Consider the following 14,935-nt stretch of genomic DNA (forward strand, 5'->3'; position numbering starts at 1 on the left):
CAGAAGAAACGGGACGGAACCATGGCTGCAAGCGAAACCGAACAGGCCCGAATGGACAAGCTGAAGCTGCGCTCGACGCTGACGGCGCTCGGCATGCTGCCGGTGCTAATACTGCTCGCTATCGGCTTCCACCTGCTGTCCGGCCGGTTCCTGTCAGTCAACAACCTGTCGATCGTCATGCAGCAGGCCTCGATCAACACGGTGCTTGCCGCCGGCATGACCTTCGTCATCCTGACCGGCGGTATCGACCTCTCCGTGGGCTCGATCCTCGCCGCCTCAGCGATGATCGCCGTCATCGTCTCGCTGGTGCCGGATCTCGGCATGCTCGGCGTTCCCGCAGCCATCCTTGCCGGCCTCGCTTGCGGCTTCCTCAATGGCGCGATCATCGCCTGGTTGAAACTGCCGCCCTTCATCGTGACCCTCGGCTCGCTGACGGCGATCCGCGGCGTGGCCCGCCTGCTCGGCAACGATACGACCGTCTTCAATGCGGACCTGCCCTTCGATTTCATCGGCAATGGCACGCTGTTCGGCGTGCCTTGGCTCGCCATCATCGCCATCGCGACGATCCTCGTTTCGTGGTTCATCCTGAAGCGCACAGTGCTCGGCACCTGGATCTACGCCGTCGGCGGCAATTCCGAGGCTGCGCGCCTCACCGGCATCAAGGTGCCGCTGGTGCTTCTCTTCGTCTATTCGATGTCAGGCCTGCTCTCCGGCCTGGGCGGCGCCATGTCGGCTGCGCGCCTCTATGCCGCCAACGGCCTGCAGCTCGGCCAGGCCTATGAACTCGATGCCATCGCGGCGGTCATCCTCGGCGGCACCAGCTTCGTCGGCGGCGTCGGCTCCATCTGGGGCACGCTGATCGGGGCGCTCATCATCGCCGTGCTTTCCAACGGCCTCATCCTCGTGGGCGTCTCGGACATCTGGCAATACATCATCAAGGGCCTCGTCATCATCGTCGCCGTCGGCCTCGATCGGTACAGGCTGCAAGGGCTTAGCCGGACGTAGTCCCCGGCTGAACGAACCGGTCGTCACCGGAAACAACGGCGCAAAACGCGCCACCAAAGGAGGAAAACATGCGTCTTATGCCAAAATTGCTTATCGGCACAGCACTTGCCGCCGCGATCAGCATGCCCGCAGCCGCCAAGGATCTCAACAAGATCGGCATCTCGGTCGGCCTGCTGGGTAATCCGTTCTTCGTCGCCACCATCAAGGGCATCGAGGACCGCGCGAAGGAAATCAACCCGAACGTCGAGGTCATCTCCGTCTCGGCCGACTACGACCTGAACAAGCAGGTCTCGCAGGTCGACAGCTTCATCGCTGCCGGCGTCGACATCATCATGCTCAACGCCGTCGATGCGAAGGCGATCGCTCCTGCCGTGAAGAAGGCGCAGGCTGCAGGCGTCGTCGTCGCCGCCTTCGACGTCTCCGCACCAGGCGCCGACGTCACCGTCATGACGAACAATGTCAAGGCCGGCGAGGAGGCCTGCAACTACATCGCCGAAAAGCTTGGCAACAAGGGCGACGTTGTCATCATCAACGGCCCGGCCTCCTCCTCGATCCTCGAACGCGTGCAGGGCTGCAAGGAAGCGCTCGGAAAGCACGCCGACATCAAGATCCTGTCGGACGACCAGAACGGCCAGGGCTCGCGCGATGGCGGTCTTGCCGTGATGCAGGGCCTGCTTACCCGCTTCGACAAGATCGACGCCGTCTTTGCGATCAACGACCCGACGGCGATCGGCGCCGAGCTGGCGGCCAAGCAGCTGAACCGCAACGAGTTCTTCTTCACTGCCGTCGATGGCGCCCCCGACATCGAGAAATCGCTTGCCAGCGGCAATTCCATGATCAAGGCGTCTGCCTCGCAGGATCCCTATGTCATGGCCGGTCAGGCGCTGCAGCTCGGCGTCGAGGTTCTGAAGGGCAACAAGCCGGCGGAACCCGTCGTGCTGCTCGACCCGCAGCTGATCACGGCTGAAAACGTCAAGGACTACAAGGGCTGGACCGCAGCCCGCTAAATACTTCTCCCGGACGGTCGGGTGCGCCCGCGCAAGCGGCGTGCCCGGCCGATGCTTGTTTCATTCTTTCAGAAAGCGGCCAGCTATGTCGAAAATCGGCGTCCACTCCTTCGTCTGGAGCGCGGGCTCGTCCAAGGGCGAACTTGAGAAAGCCCTCGAGAGCACCCACAAGCTCGGCTATAAGCTCATCGAATTCTCCTATCTCGATCCCAATCAGGTCGATGTGAAATGGCTTTCGGGTCGCCTAAACGAACTCGGCCTCGACGTGGCGATCAGCATGGGCCTGCCGCCGGAGGGCGACATTTCCAGCGAGGACGCATCGGTCGTGGCCAATGGCGTCGATATCCTCGACCGCGCCGTGGCACTGGTGCGCGATCTCGGGGGCACGAAACTGGCCGGCATCCTCAGCTCCGCCCATGGCAAGCAGGAGCACAGCGTCACGCGCAAGGGCTGGGATACGAGCGTTTCCGCCTTGTCGAAGGTGGCTAACCGCGCGAAGGCGGCAGGGGTCACACTCAATCTTGAAATCGTCAACCGCTTCGAAAGCAACATGCTCAACACGGCGGCGCAGGGCATGGCCTATATCCGCGACACCGGTGCCTCGAACGTTCTCCTGCACCTCGATACGTTCCACATGAACATCGAGGAAGCCGATGTCGGCCTCGCCATCCGCCATGCGGCCGACAAGATCGGCTATGTCCATATCGGCGAGAGCCATCGCGGCTATCTCGGAACCGGCACGATCGACTTTGCGGCAATCTTCGATGCACTGGTCGCCATCGGCTGGGACGACTACGTCACCTTCGAATCCTTCTCGACGGCCATCGTCGACAAGGACCTGTCGCTGAAGACCGCGATCTGGCGCAATTTGTGGGACGACAATATCGCACTCGCCCGCCATGCCCACCGTTTCATCGAACTGGGTCTGGAGACGGCACGCCTCAAGGGCGAGCTTGCTCGCCTAGCCCATCTCCCTGCCTAGCCCATGGGGATGAAGGTGGCGCGGTCCATGCGGCGCTGCCAAAAGATGGCCTGCTTGAGGCTGTGTGTCGAGAATCCAGCCGAACTCGATGCCGGCCTCGGGGAAGTCGGCTTGTCCCAGAGCGGCTTGAAATTGGACACCGGACGATCTTGCATCACGTTGTGCGAGGTGTCGCGCCTGAAATCTGCGTAAAAGCTTCAAGCGCCTGGGCGGCATACATCAGCGAGGGACCGGCGCCCATATAAACCGAGACACCCATGGTCTCGACGATCTCCTCGCGACTTGCACCTGCTTTTGCCGCGCCCTCGGCATGATAAGCGATGCAGGGAGCGCAGCGCGTAGCGACGCCGATGGCCAATGCGATCAGTTCCTTGGTCTTTTGGTCGAGCGCTTTTCCCGCATGAGCCGCCTTGGACAGATCCGAGAAGGACTTCATCATCTCGGGGCCGCCCTGGCGGAGATCCTTCAGGGCGCCATTCATGTTTTCGATCAGAGCCTGCCAGTCCTGCACCATCTGCCTCAACCTTTCCACCGGACGCCTCGCCGGATTTTTGTTGATCTGGTTTCAATCAGCGTTCTCCAGGCGGGCCCAATGCGCCATCTCGCCGAAAGACCCTCCTGACGCTATCGGCCGAGAGGCCGCAGCAGGAGCAGGATTGGGTTCAATCGCTGGTGCAGCCTCCTCCGGGCCGACACTGCAGAAGACCTGCAGCAGCATCTTCATGACGACGGCGACGCGGTCGTCGGCGATCGAGTAATAAACTTGTCGGGATTCGCGACGCGTCTGGACGACGCCTGCCTGTCGCAGTTCACCCAACTGCTGAGAGAGCGCCGGCTGCTTGAAGTCGAGAGCCTCCTGAATCTCGCCGACAGACCGCTCCTTCTGGGCGATGTGGCAAAGCAGCATCAGGCGACTTGGCGTGCTGAACAGGCGCATGAAGTCGGCGGCCTCAGTCGCCTTCTCCTGCATCGCGCTGAGTGAGAGAGAGCGATCGATCATGCGCGGCGCTCCCGATAATACCAGGACTGGCCTTCTGCCATCTGCTCAGCATCGTCGATCGACGCGGCCGCAGGTTCGACAAGCGCATCACCGGGATGCCAGCCCTCGGGCGTGAGCGCGCATTCACGCTCGGACGTCTGCAGTGCCTCTACGAGGCGCAACAGTTCCTCAACTGAACGACCGACATTCATCGGATACCAAACGATGGCACGGATGACGCCTTCCGGGTCAATGACATAGGTCGCACGAACTGTGCCGCTGTTCTCAGACGAGGAATCCAGCATGCCATAGGCCCTGGCGATCACCATCGCCGAATCCTCGATCAGCGGGAAGCGAACCTTGACGCCGAAGCTGTGCTCGATGTCCCGGAGCCATGCAACGTGGGAATAGAGGCTGTCAACCGAGAGGCCGAGCAGATCGCAGTCGAGCCTTGCGAACTTTTCCTGCGCCTTTGCGAGTGCGATGAACTCGCTGGTGCAGACCGAGGTGAAGTCGGCAGGATGCGAAAAGAACAGCAGCCAGCGGCCACGATAGCTCGACAGCGAGACTTCGCCGGCCGTCGAGCGCGCGGAGAAACCTGGCGCCTTGTCATTCAGGCGGAGCGCCACCGGTGCATCCTGCTGTTTCGAATTCATCGCGTCCATGCCCAATCCCTTCCGCCGGTCAATCCTCTGGCTCCTGCATAGAGAAAGCGCAGTTTCATGACTACCGAAAATACACACTTGCTTTTTTATTGTAAATATGTAATTTACGATCTTCGCCAGGAGGCAATCATGGCCGACATCACCGCTGATACCCACCTCAACCATGCGTCCGAGATCATCCGGGAGGCGCTCGGAAACGTCGGGAAACGCCCCTTGGTTCAGTCCTTCTTCGATCCGGCGACGTTTACGATCAGCCATGTCGTCAGGGATCCGTCATCCAATGCCTGTGCCATTGTCGACAGTGTTCTCGACTACGATCCGGCCTCCGGCCGGACGATGAACGCGTCCGCAGAGGCCCTCATTGATTACATAAAATCAGAAAGTCTCGAAGTGCAGTGGCTGCTCGAAACGCACGCCCATGCCGACCACCTGTCGGCGGCGCCGTTTCTGCAGAAGGAAATCGGCGGCCAGCTTGCCATCGGCAGGGAAATCATCCGCGTCCAGGAGGTCTTTGGAAAGATCTTTAACGCAGGCACCGAGTTCCAGCGGGACGGCAGTCAGTTCGACCAGCTCTTTCAGGATGGCGACTGTTTCAAGATCGGAAATATCGATGCGACCGTCCTCCATGTCCCGGGCCACACGCCGGCCTGTCTCACCTATGTCGTCGGCGATGCCGTCTTCCCCGGCGACACGATGTTCATGCCGGACTACGGCACGGCGCGCTGCGATTTCCCCGGCGGCGATGCCCGCACCCTCTATCGTTCGATCAAACGGCTGACCCAGTTGCCGGAGGAAGCCCGCATGTTCATGTGTCACGACTACAAGGCGCCAGGCCGTGACGACTACGCGTGGGAAACGACCGTTGGCGCCGAACGCACCGGCAATGTCCATGTGCACGCGGGCGTCAGTGAGGACGATTTCGTTGCTATGCGCAACGCTCGCGACGCGACGCTTTCGATGCCCAAGCTGATCCTTCCATCGGTTCAGGTCAACATGCGCGGCGGCCAGATGCCCCCGGCCGAGGACAACGGCGTTCACTATCTCAAGATCCCGGTCAACGCTCTCTAAAAAACTGGTATGTGCGATGTCCTATCTCAACCTCATCTGGCCACTGTCCGGCGGCCTCCTCATCGGGCTTTCGGCAACCCTCTACCTGCTGCTGAATGGCCGCATTGCCGGAGTGTCTGGACTGACCGCATCGGCGTTCGGCTGGACAGGCGTCGGGATCAGTCCGCTTGGACTTGGCTTTCTCGCCGGCATTGCGGTCGGTGCGGCGGTTGCCTTTGCCTGGATCAGGCATGCGGAGCTGACGATCACCTCGTCACCCGTGCTGCTGATGGTCGGCGGTCTTCTGGTTGGCTTTGGAACCCGCCTCGGATCCGGTTGCACAAGCGGCCACGGCGTGTGCGGGCTTGCAAGGCTGTCGCCGCGCTCGATGGTCGCGACCGCCATTTTCATGGTCGTAGCGGCGATGACCGTCTACGTCGTCCGCCATGTGGTTGGAGGATTGTGATGGCTTACCGGGTTCTCGCTTCCGTCCTCTGCGGCCTCTTGTTCGGCGTTGGACTTGTTATCTCCGACATGGTCAATCCGGCCCGCGTCCTCGCCTTCCTTGACGTGACCGGCACATGGGATCCGTCGCTCGCCTTCGTCATGGGCGGTGCCCTGATCCCGTCGTCCATCGCCTACGCCATCAGGCGTCGGCGCACTCGTCCTGCCTTCGATACCGAGTTCCACGTACCTGCGAACCGCACCATTGACCGGCCGCTGGTTGCCGGCGCGGTGCTGTTTGGCCTCGGCTGGGGACTGGTCGGACTCTGCCCCGGCCCTGCGATCGCATCTCTCGTCACGGGCCGCTGGGAGGCGATCCTGTTCGCGACGGCCATGTTTGTTGGCATGTTCGCCTATCGCATCGCCTCGTCCCGGCAGACGGCACAGCTTCGGGCTCATTGAGGAGAAAGTTTCATGATTCTCCGCAAGATCAACGACAGCATCAGCGTCTCGCCGCAGATCGAGCTTGAAGATGCGCATGAACTCGTCCGGCTCGGCTTCAAGTCGATCATTTCGGATCTGCCGGATGGCGAAGAAGATGGTCGGCCGACCGCCGGCATGGTGTGCATCTCCGCGGAGGGTGCCGTCCTCGAACTCCGGCATGTTCCCGTCGTCGCTTCCAACATCAGCGATCGCGACGTGGCGCTGTTTGCCGAAGCCATGAAGGACGCGCCGAAACCGGTTCTTGCGTTCTGCCGGTATGGCACGCGGGCGGCGACGCTCTGGGCGCTCTCGCAGGCTCCATCCCTTGGAGGTGACGCCGCACGCGCGGCCACCAAAGCTGCCGGTTACGACTTGTCTCAACTCCGGCTCCGTCTTTCACAGGCTCCAAATGCAAAAGATCACAAATCGGCTTCGGCCTGCGATGTACTGCTCCTCGGCGCGGGGGCTCTCGGTGATCGACGGCACCAAGCCATCGAGTCCCGCCGGGTATCTGAAGGCCGAAGCGCTGCTACCGATCTACTGGCATGGCATGCTCAAGGGCCGCAAATGGCTCGTCTCCCCGGAACTGAAGAAGACGCCGCCTGACGGCGGCCTGGGAACAGGCCCATGATGCTCGAACCCCTGCAATATGGCCTTGGCGCGATCTCCGGAGGAGTGGTCGGGTTCACGCTCGGCCTCTTCGGTGGCGGCGGGTCCATCCTGGCTGTACCCTTGATGGTCTATGTCGTCGGTGTGCCGAGCACGCATCTGGCGATTGGCACCAGTGCCTTTGCCGTCGCCGCCAACGCCTTTGCCAACCTTGTCGGCCATGCGCGGCTTGGCAATGTCAAATGGCGTTGTGCCGGCGTCTACAGCGTCGCGGGCGTCATTGGCGCCTTCATCGGATCGAGCTTCGGCAAGATGGTCGATGGCCAGAAACTGCTCATCCTCTTTGCCCTACTGATGCTCGTCGTCGGAGTTTTGATGTTCCGCAAGCGTGGCGCACTAGGCAACCCAGGGGCGCAGTGCTCCCGCGAAAATATTGACAAGGTCGCAGGCTTTGGCGGCCTGACAGGTGTGTTTTCAGGATTTTTCGGGATCGGAGGCGGTTTTCTGATCGTGCCTGGCCTGATTGCCTCCACGAACATGCCGATCCTTTACGCAATCGGCTCCTCTCTCGTCGCCGTCACGGCCTTCGGCCTGACCACGGCCTTGAATTACGCCGTTTCCGGTTATGTTGATTGGCTGCTCGCAGCGATCTTTATCGCGGGCGGCATTCTCGGCGGGATCGCGGGCTCTTATCTCGCCAAGCATCTTGCCGCACGGGAAGGTACGCTCAACAGTCTATTTGCCACACTGATTTTTGTCGTCGCCGCCTATATGCTCTACCGGAGCCTGGGCTCGGCGTTGCATGCCTGACGATTACCGGGGATTCCTATGTTCGAGCACTTTGATGCGATCGTCCTTGCCCGCATTCAGTTCGCCTTCACGGTCTCGGCCCACATCATATTCCCGGCCTTCTCGATCGGAACCGCAAGCTACCTGTTCGTGCTTGAAGCGCTGTACCTGAAGACGAAGCGGGAAGTGTACCTCGAGCTCTTCAATTTCTGGAAGACGATTTTTGCAGTGGCGTTTGGTATGGGCGTCGTCTCCGGCATCGTCATGTCCTATCAGTTCGGCACCAACTGGGCCGTCTTCTCAGACAAGGCCGGACCGGTGATCGGCCCGCTGATGGGCTACGAGGTGCTGACTGCATTCTTTCTCGAGGCGGGCTTCCTGGGCGTCATGCTGTTTGGCCGCCAACGCGTCGGACCCGGCCTGCACTTTTTCGCAACGGGCATGGTGGCGCTCGGCACGCTGATCTCCGCCACCTGGATCCTCGCGGTCAATTCCTGGATGCAGACGCCCGCCGGATTCGGCATGAATGACAAGGGACAGTTCGTCCCGGTCGATTGGTGGGCGGTGATCTTCAACCCGTCATTCCCCTACCGGCTTGTCCACATGGTTCTGGCGGCGTATCTCACCACCGCCTTCGTGGTTGGCGCGGTCGGCGCCTGGCATCTCCTGAAGCGCACTGCCCCCCTGCGCGCGTCCACGATGTTTTCGATGGCAATGTGGATGGCGGCCGTCGTTGCACCGATCCAGATCCTGGTGGGTGATATGCATGGCCTCAACACGTTGGAGCATCAGCCAGCCAAGGTCATGGCGATGGAAGGGCATTTCGACAGTCACCCGGATGGCGCGCCCCTAATTCTGTTCGGACTGCCCAATCAGGCCGAAAAGCGGGTCGACTACGCAATCGAAATCCCGAAGCTCTCCAGCCTGATCCTCAAGCATGGACTGAACGAACCGCTCGCCGGGCTCGATACGATCCCCGACGACAAGGAGCCGCCGGTCGCGATCGTCTTCTGGTCGTTCCGCGTCATGGTTGCAATCGGCTTCGCCATGCTGGGCATCGGCATCTGGTCGCTGTTCTGTCGCTATCGCGGGACGCTGAACTTCAATGCCTGGCTGCATCGCGCAGCGGTCGCCATGGGCCCAGCGGGTTTTGCCGCAGTGCTTGCGGGCTGGGTCACCACGGAAGTCGGTCGACAACCTTATACGATCTATGGCCATCTCCTGACAGCCGAGTCTCATTCGCCAATTGCCGCTCCGGCGGTCGCAACGTCGCTCATTGCCTTTATCATCGTCTATTTCTTCGTCTTCGGAACAGGCACGTTCTACCTCTTGCGTCTTATGGCAAGACTGCCGCGCGACCCGACCCCGGAACTGCAGGAAGATCCGATCCGCACGCAAGGCATCACACCTGGTCCCGCTCAAGGAGACTCTCATGCCCATTGATCTTGCCTTCATCTGGGCCGCGATCATCGCCTTCGGTGTTCTTGCCTATGTCGTGATGGACGGCTTCGATCTCGGCGTCGGCATCCTGTTTCCGCTGTTCCCGGACAAGAAGGACCGCGACGTGATGATGAACTCTGTCGCACCGGTATGGGATGGAAACGAAACCTGGCTGGTATTGGGTGGCGGCGGCCTGCTGGCGGTCTTTCCACTGGCCTATGCGACAATCCTTCCGGCGCTCTACATGCCGTTGATCGCCATGCTGCTTGGCCTGATCTTCCGCGGGGTTGCGTTCGAGTATCGGTGGCGCACCAAGCGTTGGGAGCGCGTCTGGGATGTTGCGTTTGCCGGCGGCTCGATCGTTGCCGGCTTCTGCCAGGGGATCGCTCTCGGCGCGCTCGTTCAGGGAATACCCGTCGTCGATCGCGCCTACGCTGGCGGCTGGTGGGATTGGCTGACCCCGTTTTCGATTGCAACGGGCCTCGCCCTGCTCATCGGTTATACCTTGCTCGGATCGACGTGGCTGGTGATGAAAACTGAGGGAGAACTGGCGAGGCGCGCAAGGCATTTGGCGCAGCGCCTCGCATTCCTGACGGTCATCGCGATGGGTGTGTTCAGCCTCTGGACTCCGTGGCTGCGGCCGCTCTACCTTGATCGCTGGTTCGGATTTCCGACAGCTATGTTCAGCGTCATCGTGCCGCTTCTGGTGCTAGGTTCCCTGTACCTGATCGTAAAGGGACTGAAATCGGGCAAGGATGTCCAGCCATTTCTGGCATCCCTCGGCCTGTTCATTCTCGGCTATGCCGGAATCGGGATCAGCTTCTATCCTTATATTGTGCCGACTTCACTGACGATCTGGGATGCAGCCGCACCGCCGGAGAGTCTTTCGTTCCTCCTCGTTGGCGCTCTCGTGTTGGTACCGATTATTCTTGCCTACACCGGATATGCCTACTGGGTGTTCCGAGGCAAGGTCCGGCACGAGGATGGATACCACTGATGCGACCGGCGACATTTTGGGGCAATCGAATCCTGTGGTTTGTCGCTCTGTGGTGCCTTGGCGTGCTTGCGACGGGGGCGGTCGCCTTCGCCATAAAGCTGTGGCTGTCTGCGTCGTGACGCATCGGCCATCAGCGACAGAAAAAATCTTCCCGCGATCGTTGGCCGATTACGGGCGCCACCCAGTCCACGACTTCGATCAGGCGGGCCACCCATAAAGGGTTGACTCATACGGAAGGCTTTGGTCGAAGCCGCGGCGGCTTTGCGAGCAAAATGCTCGGCCGCGCTGACGGTCAGGGACTCCCTCTTGGCTTCACGCTGACCGGAGGAGAAGCCTCCGACTGCATCGCCGTCGTCCCAGACAAGTGGGCCAAGCGAGAACTGGAAAGTGGATTGTCCGATGGAAGCACTGGAACGCCAGCCGTTTTGTCAGCCATATGAGCGGGCGGCCTCGCTCACCAACGCGCGATACGGGGACCGAGGATCATGCCTAGAAAGGCCAGGCTTGCTATGGCGATTGAGTACCAGGTCGCGACGAAGAGCGGGGAATCGTCGGTGCAGTGAGCGGCATAAAAGGTAGCTGACAGGCCGCCGGCGAGTAGGCCGGCCACGGCGCCAGCAACCGCCGGTCGGGTTGGCGCGCCATGACGAAGCGCCAAAAGGAATACTGCCAGCGGCGCGATCCCGATCACCGGGATAAAGGTCAGGCAGACGGAAATGTTGGTGCCCCACCAGATCGCGCGCCACTGGTCGGAGGGCACGACTACGAGTTCGACCGCCACTGCGACGCCAAGGACAGCCGGGGCTGCGATCAGCCGCAGTGCCGGCAGCGCTATATTTGAACCTGGCCGCGAAAGCGCCCGCAACAGCCCGAAAGCGGCCGATGCCAGCATGAGCATCACCACGAATTTGAACATGAAGCGAACCGTATGGGCCGCCGTTGCGAAATCCGGACGCGGACCGAGCAAAATGTAGAAGACGACAGCAGCGGCAAGCGCCGCGCACGCCAACGCCACCCTCCAGGTGCGGCCAAGGGACATCGACTGTCTCGCACTATCTGCCTTCAACGCATTGATCAGTTCTTCGGTCTGCATGTCAGCACCGTCCAAATTTTTTCGCAATCGAGCGCAGTCCTCTATGCAACGCCACGCGCACAGCCGTTTCAGTCATGCCATATTTCGCGGCCGTTTCTCCGATCGAATGGCCCTCGATTGAAATTGCCGCGACCACCGAACGCTGGCCCGGCGCCAGTCCGTCCAGAACCCGGCCGATCTCGCGGTCGCTCACCGTTTCCGCCTCCGCCTGGGCTAGCGTCTCGGCGAGCTCGCCGATCTCGATTTCCACGCGGCGGCCGCGCTTGCGGAAGGCATCGATCAGCTTGAAGCGCGCGATCGCAAAGATCCAGGGCAGGACCGGCGCATCGACAATCCATGTATGCCGCTTCGTATGGATGGCCAGAAGCGTTTCCTGCACGATATCCTCCGGGTCGACGCCACCCTGCACGATCTTGCGTCGCGCGAAGCCGCGCACGATGGCGGCAGTGCGCGTCAGAAAGGCCGCATAGGCCTTTTCGTCTCCCGCAATCGCGGCCTGCAGCAGCATGGCGAGCTCTTTTTCGTCCTGGCCGCTCAACCTCATGTCTCCCATTCGCGCCCGGTGGCCACCTTGTTACGCGGCAGCCGAAATATTGTCCAATGAAGCCCACATGGCGATCACGAACTCGTGTTCGCGGCAGGCCGTAACATCAGGGCCCTCCAATCGAAGACAGAAGTACGCAGCCGATGATCGGCCTGCGGACATCTAAGAGGAGATCATCCATGAACCGTTCCACGCTTACGCTCGCGCTCGCCGGCTCGCTTGCAAGTGCAATCGCATCCGCCTCCTTCGCCGCACCGCTCGCACCGGAAAAGATGGCGGGCAACGAGAAGTGCTATGGCATCGCCCTGAAGGGCCAGAACGATTGCGCAGCCGGCCCCGGCACCACCTGCGCAGGCACCTCGACCATGGATTATCAGGGCAATGCATGGAAAGCCGTCCCGGCCGGCACCTGCACCTCGATGAACGTCGATGGCCACAAGGGCATGCTGGAGCCTGTGAAAAGCTGAACCTCGATAGGAGGCCCGGCATGCCGGGTCTCCGTCTCATCCGTCAATATCGGGAGAACAGCAATGACCGTTTCAGCAAACCGTGCGACCGCCTTGCCGCAACGCGCCGGCCTCGGCCTCAAGCCGGAGCATTACGAAACCATTCTCGTCACCAGGCCGGATGTCGGCTTTTTCGAGGTCCATGCCGAGAACTACATGGGCGCCGGCGGCCCGCCGCATCGCTATCTCGAAGCGGTCGCGGATCTCTATCCACTGTCGCTTCATGGCGTCGGCTTGTCGATCGGCGCGTCGCGCGATCTCGACAAGGAACATCTGAAACGGCTTCGTGTCCTCATCGATCGTTACCGGCCGCAGAGCTTTTCGGAACATCTGGCATGGTCGACCCACGATACCGGCTTTCTCAACGACCTTCTGCCGTTGCCCTATACGGCTGAAACGCTGGCGCGTGTCATCGACCATGTCGATGAGACCCAGCAATGGCTCGGCCGGCAAATGTTGCTCGAAAATCCGTCGACCTACCTGTTGTTCTCCGAGAGCACGATCGATGAAGTGGATTTCCTGGCCGCCATCGCCAACCGAACCGGATGCGGGCTGCTGCTCGATGTCAACAACGTCATGGTTTCGGCCGTGAACCACCGTCTCGACCCGATTGCCTATATCGACCGTTTCCCGGTCGAGCTGGTCGGTGAAATCCACCTGGCCGGCTATGACGAGACTGTCGACTACGTCGGTGACCGATTGCTGATCGACGCCCATGGCAGCGCCGTCAGAACCGATGTGGTGGAGCTTTATCGACATACTCTGTCACGGAGCGGCCCCCTGCCGACGTTGATCGAGTGGGACAACGACGTTCCGGATTTTGCCACCCTTAACGCGGAAGCAGTCCGCGCCGATGCCGTGCTGACTGCCGCAGCCGTGGCTCGCGGCGCCACCCGGGCGGCATGACCATGGGCTTCAACGAAAGTCAGAGTGCCTTCGCCGCCGCGCTGCTCGATCCGGGCCTGCCGCTTCCGCAAGGCATCACGACCGCTCGCGGCGTAACCGATCCATTGCGCTTCGCCGTCTACCGCAACAATGTCTATGTTGGACTGACGACAGCGCTGGGTCAGCGTTTCCCGGTGACGAAACGACTGGTCGGCTCCGAATTCTTTGCCGGCATGGCCCGTACCTACGCCGCTGATCACAAGCCGGCCACTCCGCTGATCATTCACTATGGCGATGATTTCCCCGATTTCATCGCAGCGTTTCCCCCCGCAGCGTCACTTGCCTATCTGCCAGATGTCGCTCGCATCGAGGTCGCCTGGACCCGAGCCTACCATGCCGCGGACAGATTGCCGCTCGATGTCGCCAAAATTGCTGCCGTGCCGCCCGAACGAATTGCCGAGATGTCGCTTGTCCCGCATCCGTCGGCCGGGCTCGTCCGGTCGGACTTTCCGGCCGGCACCATCTGGAGCGCCCATCAGGGCGAGGCCGTGGCGCCCGTCACCGAATGGCGAGCGGAGGCGGTACTGGTCGTACGGCCGGCCATGCATGTCGAAATTCGTTTCCTGCCACCAGGGGACGCTGCATTCGCGGCCTGCCTTCTTGAGGGCACCACCCTCGGCACAGCGGCACAGAAGGCATTCGCCGCCGCCCCGGATTTCGATTTCGGATCGGCGTTGATTGGCCTTGTCGGCCTCGGCGCATTCAGCGCCTTCGAAGCTTTTGAAGGGAAACTTCCATGACCATCGAACTCGCTTCCTCCCGCGATGGCAGCACTGCACTCGTCTCGCTTCATCGTCGCGCCGAAGGCCTGCTCGCCGCCATTCCACCGTCGCTACCGCTGCTGGCACTGCGCATCGGCCTGGCAATCCCGTTCTTCAAGTCGGGACTAACGAAGTGGGACGGGTTTTTGACCCTTTCGACAGGCGCCAGATATCTGTTCGAGCAGGAATTCAAGCTGCATATATTCGGCAGCCAGATCCCCTATCCCCTGCCGTTGACCATGGCGGCGGCGGCCGGGATCGCCGAACTTGTTTTGCCGATCCTGTTGGTCCTGGGCCTTTTCACCCGCTATGCGGCGCTTGGCCTGCTGGCGATGACGGCGGTGATCCAGCTCACCATTCCGGAAGGCTGGTCCAATTTCCATCTTCCCTGGGCCGCCATGGCGCTGACCCTTGCCGTCTACGGCGGCGGCAAGATCGCACTTGACCCCCTCATCAAACTGCGTCGAGATTGACCCATATCGCCCCAGAACCCTCACAAATCCGGATAACGGTTGATCTCGTTGTAATGCAGGCAACGGAACCGGCCGGGGCCACCGGCGCAGCGTACCAGCGGGCGGAACATGCGCAGGCAACTGTAGTAGTCCGCGTCCAGCCCCACCGTCCCCAACTATGGCGTGC

At 61.3% G+C, this 14,935-nt stretch carries 19 protein-coding genes and 1 pseudogene; 15 read left to right on the forward strand and 5 right to left on the reverse strand.

From position 1 onward, the window contains the following. Positions 1–21: 21 nt before the first annotated feature. The 3 genes from HV823_RS20680 to HV823_RS20690 all read left to right on the forward strand — a co-directional run bounded on the left by HV823_RS20680 (position 22) and on the right by HV823_RS20690 (position 2,994). The gene (locus HV823_RS20680) at positions 22–1,005 is read left to right on the forward strand and encodes an ABC transporter permease subunit (protein WP_176951635.1); all 984 of its coding nucleotides are present in this window, start codon (positions 22–24) and stop codon (positions 1,003–1,005) included. Between the two features lie 68 nt (positions 1,006–1,073). Then, positions 1,074–2,012, forward strand: coding sequence for an ABC transporter substrate-binding protein (locus tag HV823_RS20685; protein ID WP_176951636.1), 939 nt, complete (start codon positions 1,074–1,076; stop codon positions 2,010–2,012). An 85-nt stretch (positions 2,013–2,097) separates the two neighbouring features. Next, positions 2,098–2,994 carry a sugar phosphate isomerase/epimerase family protein gene (locus HV823_RS20690; RefSeq protein ID WP_176951637.1) on the forward strand — a complete coding sequence of 299 codons (897 nt, stop codon included), beginning with the start codon at positions 2,098–2,100 and terminating at the stop codon, positions 2,992–2,994. Between the two features lie 154 nt (positions 2,995–3,148). Here HV823_RS20690 and HV823_RS20695 read toward each other — a convergent pair whose 3' ends face one another. The 3 genes from HV823_RS20695 to HV823_RS20705 are packed head-to-tail and all read right to left on the reverse strand — an operon-like array spanning position 3,149 to position 4,638. Beyond that, positions 3,149–3,508 (reverse strand): carboxymuconolactone decarboxylase family protein, encoded by a 360-nt coding sequence (locus tag HV823_RS20695; RefSeq protein ID WP_176951638.1) that lies wholly within the window; start codon positions 3,506–3,508, stop codon positions 3,149–3,151. 51 nt (positions 3,509–3,559) lie between these two features. Then, complete coding sequence (locus tag HV823_RS20700) at positions 3,560–3,994, reverse strand: ArsR/SmtB family transcription factor (RefSeq protein WP_176951639.1); 435 nt, start codon at positions 3,992–3,994, stop codon at positions 3,560–3,562. Continuing rightward, complete coding sequence (locus tag HV823_RS20705; protein WP_176951640.1) at positions 3,991–4,638, reverse strand: peroxiredoxin; 648 nt, start codon at positions 4,636–4,638, stop codon at positions 3,991–3,993. Before HV823_RS20705 ends, HV823_RS20700 begins: the two co-directional genes overlap by 4 nt. 129 nt (positions 4,639–4,767) lie before the next feature. Here HV823_RS20705 and HV823_RS20710 point away from each other — a divergent pair, with 129 nt between their 5' ends. The 8 genes and pseudogenes from HV823_RS20710 to HV823_RS27390 all read left to right on the forward strand — a co-directional run. After that, positions 4,768–5,706, forward strand: coding sequence for an MBL fold metallo-hydrolase (locus tag HV823_RS20710; protein ID WP_176951641.1), 939 nt, complete (start codon positions 4,768–4,770; stop codon positions 5,704–5,706). A gap of 16 nt (positions 5,707–5,722) precedes the next feature. Continuing rightward, entirely contained in the window at positions 5,723–6,151 is a 429-nt protein-coding gene (locus tag HV823_RS20715; protein WP_176951642.1) for a YeeE/YedE family protein, read from the forward strand. Further along, on the forward strand, positions 6,151–6,591 hold the full coding sequence (locus HV823_RS20720) for a YeeE/YedE family protein (protein ID WP_176951643.1): 441 nt from the start codon (positions 6,151–6,153) through the stop codon (positions 6,589–6,591). Before HV823_RS20715 ends, HV823_RS20720 begins: the two co-directional genes overlap by 1 nt. Before the next feature lie 12 nt (positions 6,592–6,603). Then, entirely contained in the window at positions 6,604–7,218 is a 615-nt protein-coding gene (locus HV823_RS20725) for a protein tyrosine phosphatase family protein (protein ID WP_210270882.1), read from the forward strand. A gap of 21 nt (positions 7,219–7,239) precedes the next feature. Next, on the forward strand, positions 7,240–8,031 hold the full coding sequence (locus tag HV823_RS20730) for a sulfite exporter TauE/SafE family protein (protein ID WP_176951644.1): 792 nt from the start codon (positions 7,240–7,242) through the stop codon (positions 8,029–8,031). 18 nt (positions 8,032–8,049) lie between these two features. Beyond that, a complete protein-coding gene (locus HV823_RS20735) occupies positions 8,050–9,453 on the forward strand; it encodes a cytochrome ubiquinol oxidase subunit I (protein ID WP_176951645.1) in 1,404 nt (467 codons plus the stop codon). Then, on the forward strand, positions 9,443–10,447 hold the full coding sequence (gene cydB, locus HV823_RS20740) for a cytochrome d ubiquinol oxidase subunit II (RefSeq protein WP_176951646.1): 1,005 nt from the start codon (positions 9,443–9,445) through the stop codon (positions 10,445–10,447). Before HV823_RS20735 ends, cydB begins: the two co-directional genes overlap by 11 nt. Before the next feature lie 224 nt (positions 10,448–10,671). Then, positions 10,672–10,797 (forward strand): annotated as a pseudogene (locus tag HV823_RS27390) (IS5 family transposase); the annotation flags it as partial. A 104-nt stretch (positions 10,798–10,901) separates the two neighbouring features. On the opposite strand, the gene HV823_RS20745 reads toward HV823_RS27390, so the two are convergent. Beyond that, on the reverse strand, positions 10,902–11,540 hold the full coding sequence (locus tag HV823_RS20745) for an NrsF family protein (RefSeq protein WP_176951647.1): 639 nt from the start codon (positions 11,538–11,540) through the stop codon (positions 10,902–10,904). A gap of 1 nt (position 11,541) precedes the next feature. Next, positions 11,542–12,078, reverse strand: a complete 537-nt coding sequence (locus tag HV823_RS20750; protein ID WP_176951648.1) for a sigma-70 family RNA polymerase sigma factor — start codon at positions 12,076–12,078, stop codon at positions 11,542–11,544. Positions 12,079–12,263: 185 nt separating this feature from the next. Between HV823_RS20750 and HV823_RS20755 the strand changes: the two genes are divergently transcribed. The 4 genes from HV823_RS20755 (at position 12,264) to HV823_RS20770 (ending at position 14,769) form a co-directional block, all read left to right on the forward strand. Beyond that, positions 12,264–12,551 carry a BufA1 family periplasmic bufferin-type metallophore gene (locus tag HV823_RS20755; RefSeq protein WP_176951649.1) on the forward strand — a complete coding sequence of 96 codons (288 nt, stop codon included), beginning with the start codon at positions 12,264–12,266 and terminating at the stop codon, positions 12,549–12,551. Positions 12,552–12,614: 63 nt separating this feature from the next. Continuing rightward, positions 12,615–13,496 (forward strand): MNIO family bufferin maturase, encoded by an 882-nt coding sequence (gene bufB, locus HV823_RS20760; protein WP_176951650.1) that lies wholly within the window; start codon positions 12,615–12,617, stop codon positions 13,494–13,496. After that, the gene (locus tag HV823_RS20765; RefSeq protein WP_176951651.1) at positions 13,493–14,275 is read left to right on the forward strand and encodes an HvfC/BufC N-terminal domain-containing protein; all 783 of its coding nucleotides are present in this window, start codon (positions 13,493–13,495) and stop codon (positions 14,273–14,275) included. The genes bufB and HV823_RS20765 overlap by 4 nt, the downstream gene beginning before the upstream one ends. Continuing rightward, the gene (locus HV823_RS20770; protein ID WP_176951652.1) at positions 14,272–14,769 is read left to right on the forward strand and encodes a DoxX family protein; all 498 of its coding nucleotides are present in this window, start codon (positions 14,272–14,274) and stop codon (positions 14,767–14,769) included. Before HV823_RS20765 ends, HV823_RS20770 begins: the two co-directional genes overlap by 4 nt. Positions 14,770–14,935: the final 166 nt, after the last annotated feature.

It is taken from the genome of Mycoplana rhizolycopersici (genome assembly GCF_013378445.1).
Classification (GTDB): Bacteria; Pseudomonadota; Alphaproteobacteria; order Rhizobiales; family Rhizobiaceae; genus Mycoplana; species Mycoplana rhizolycopersici.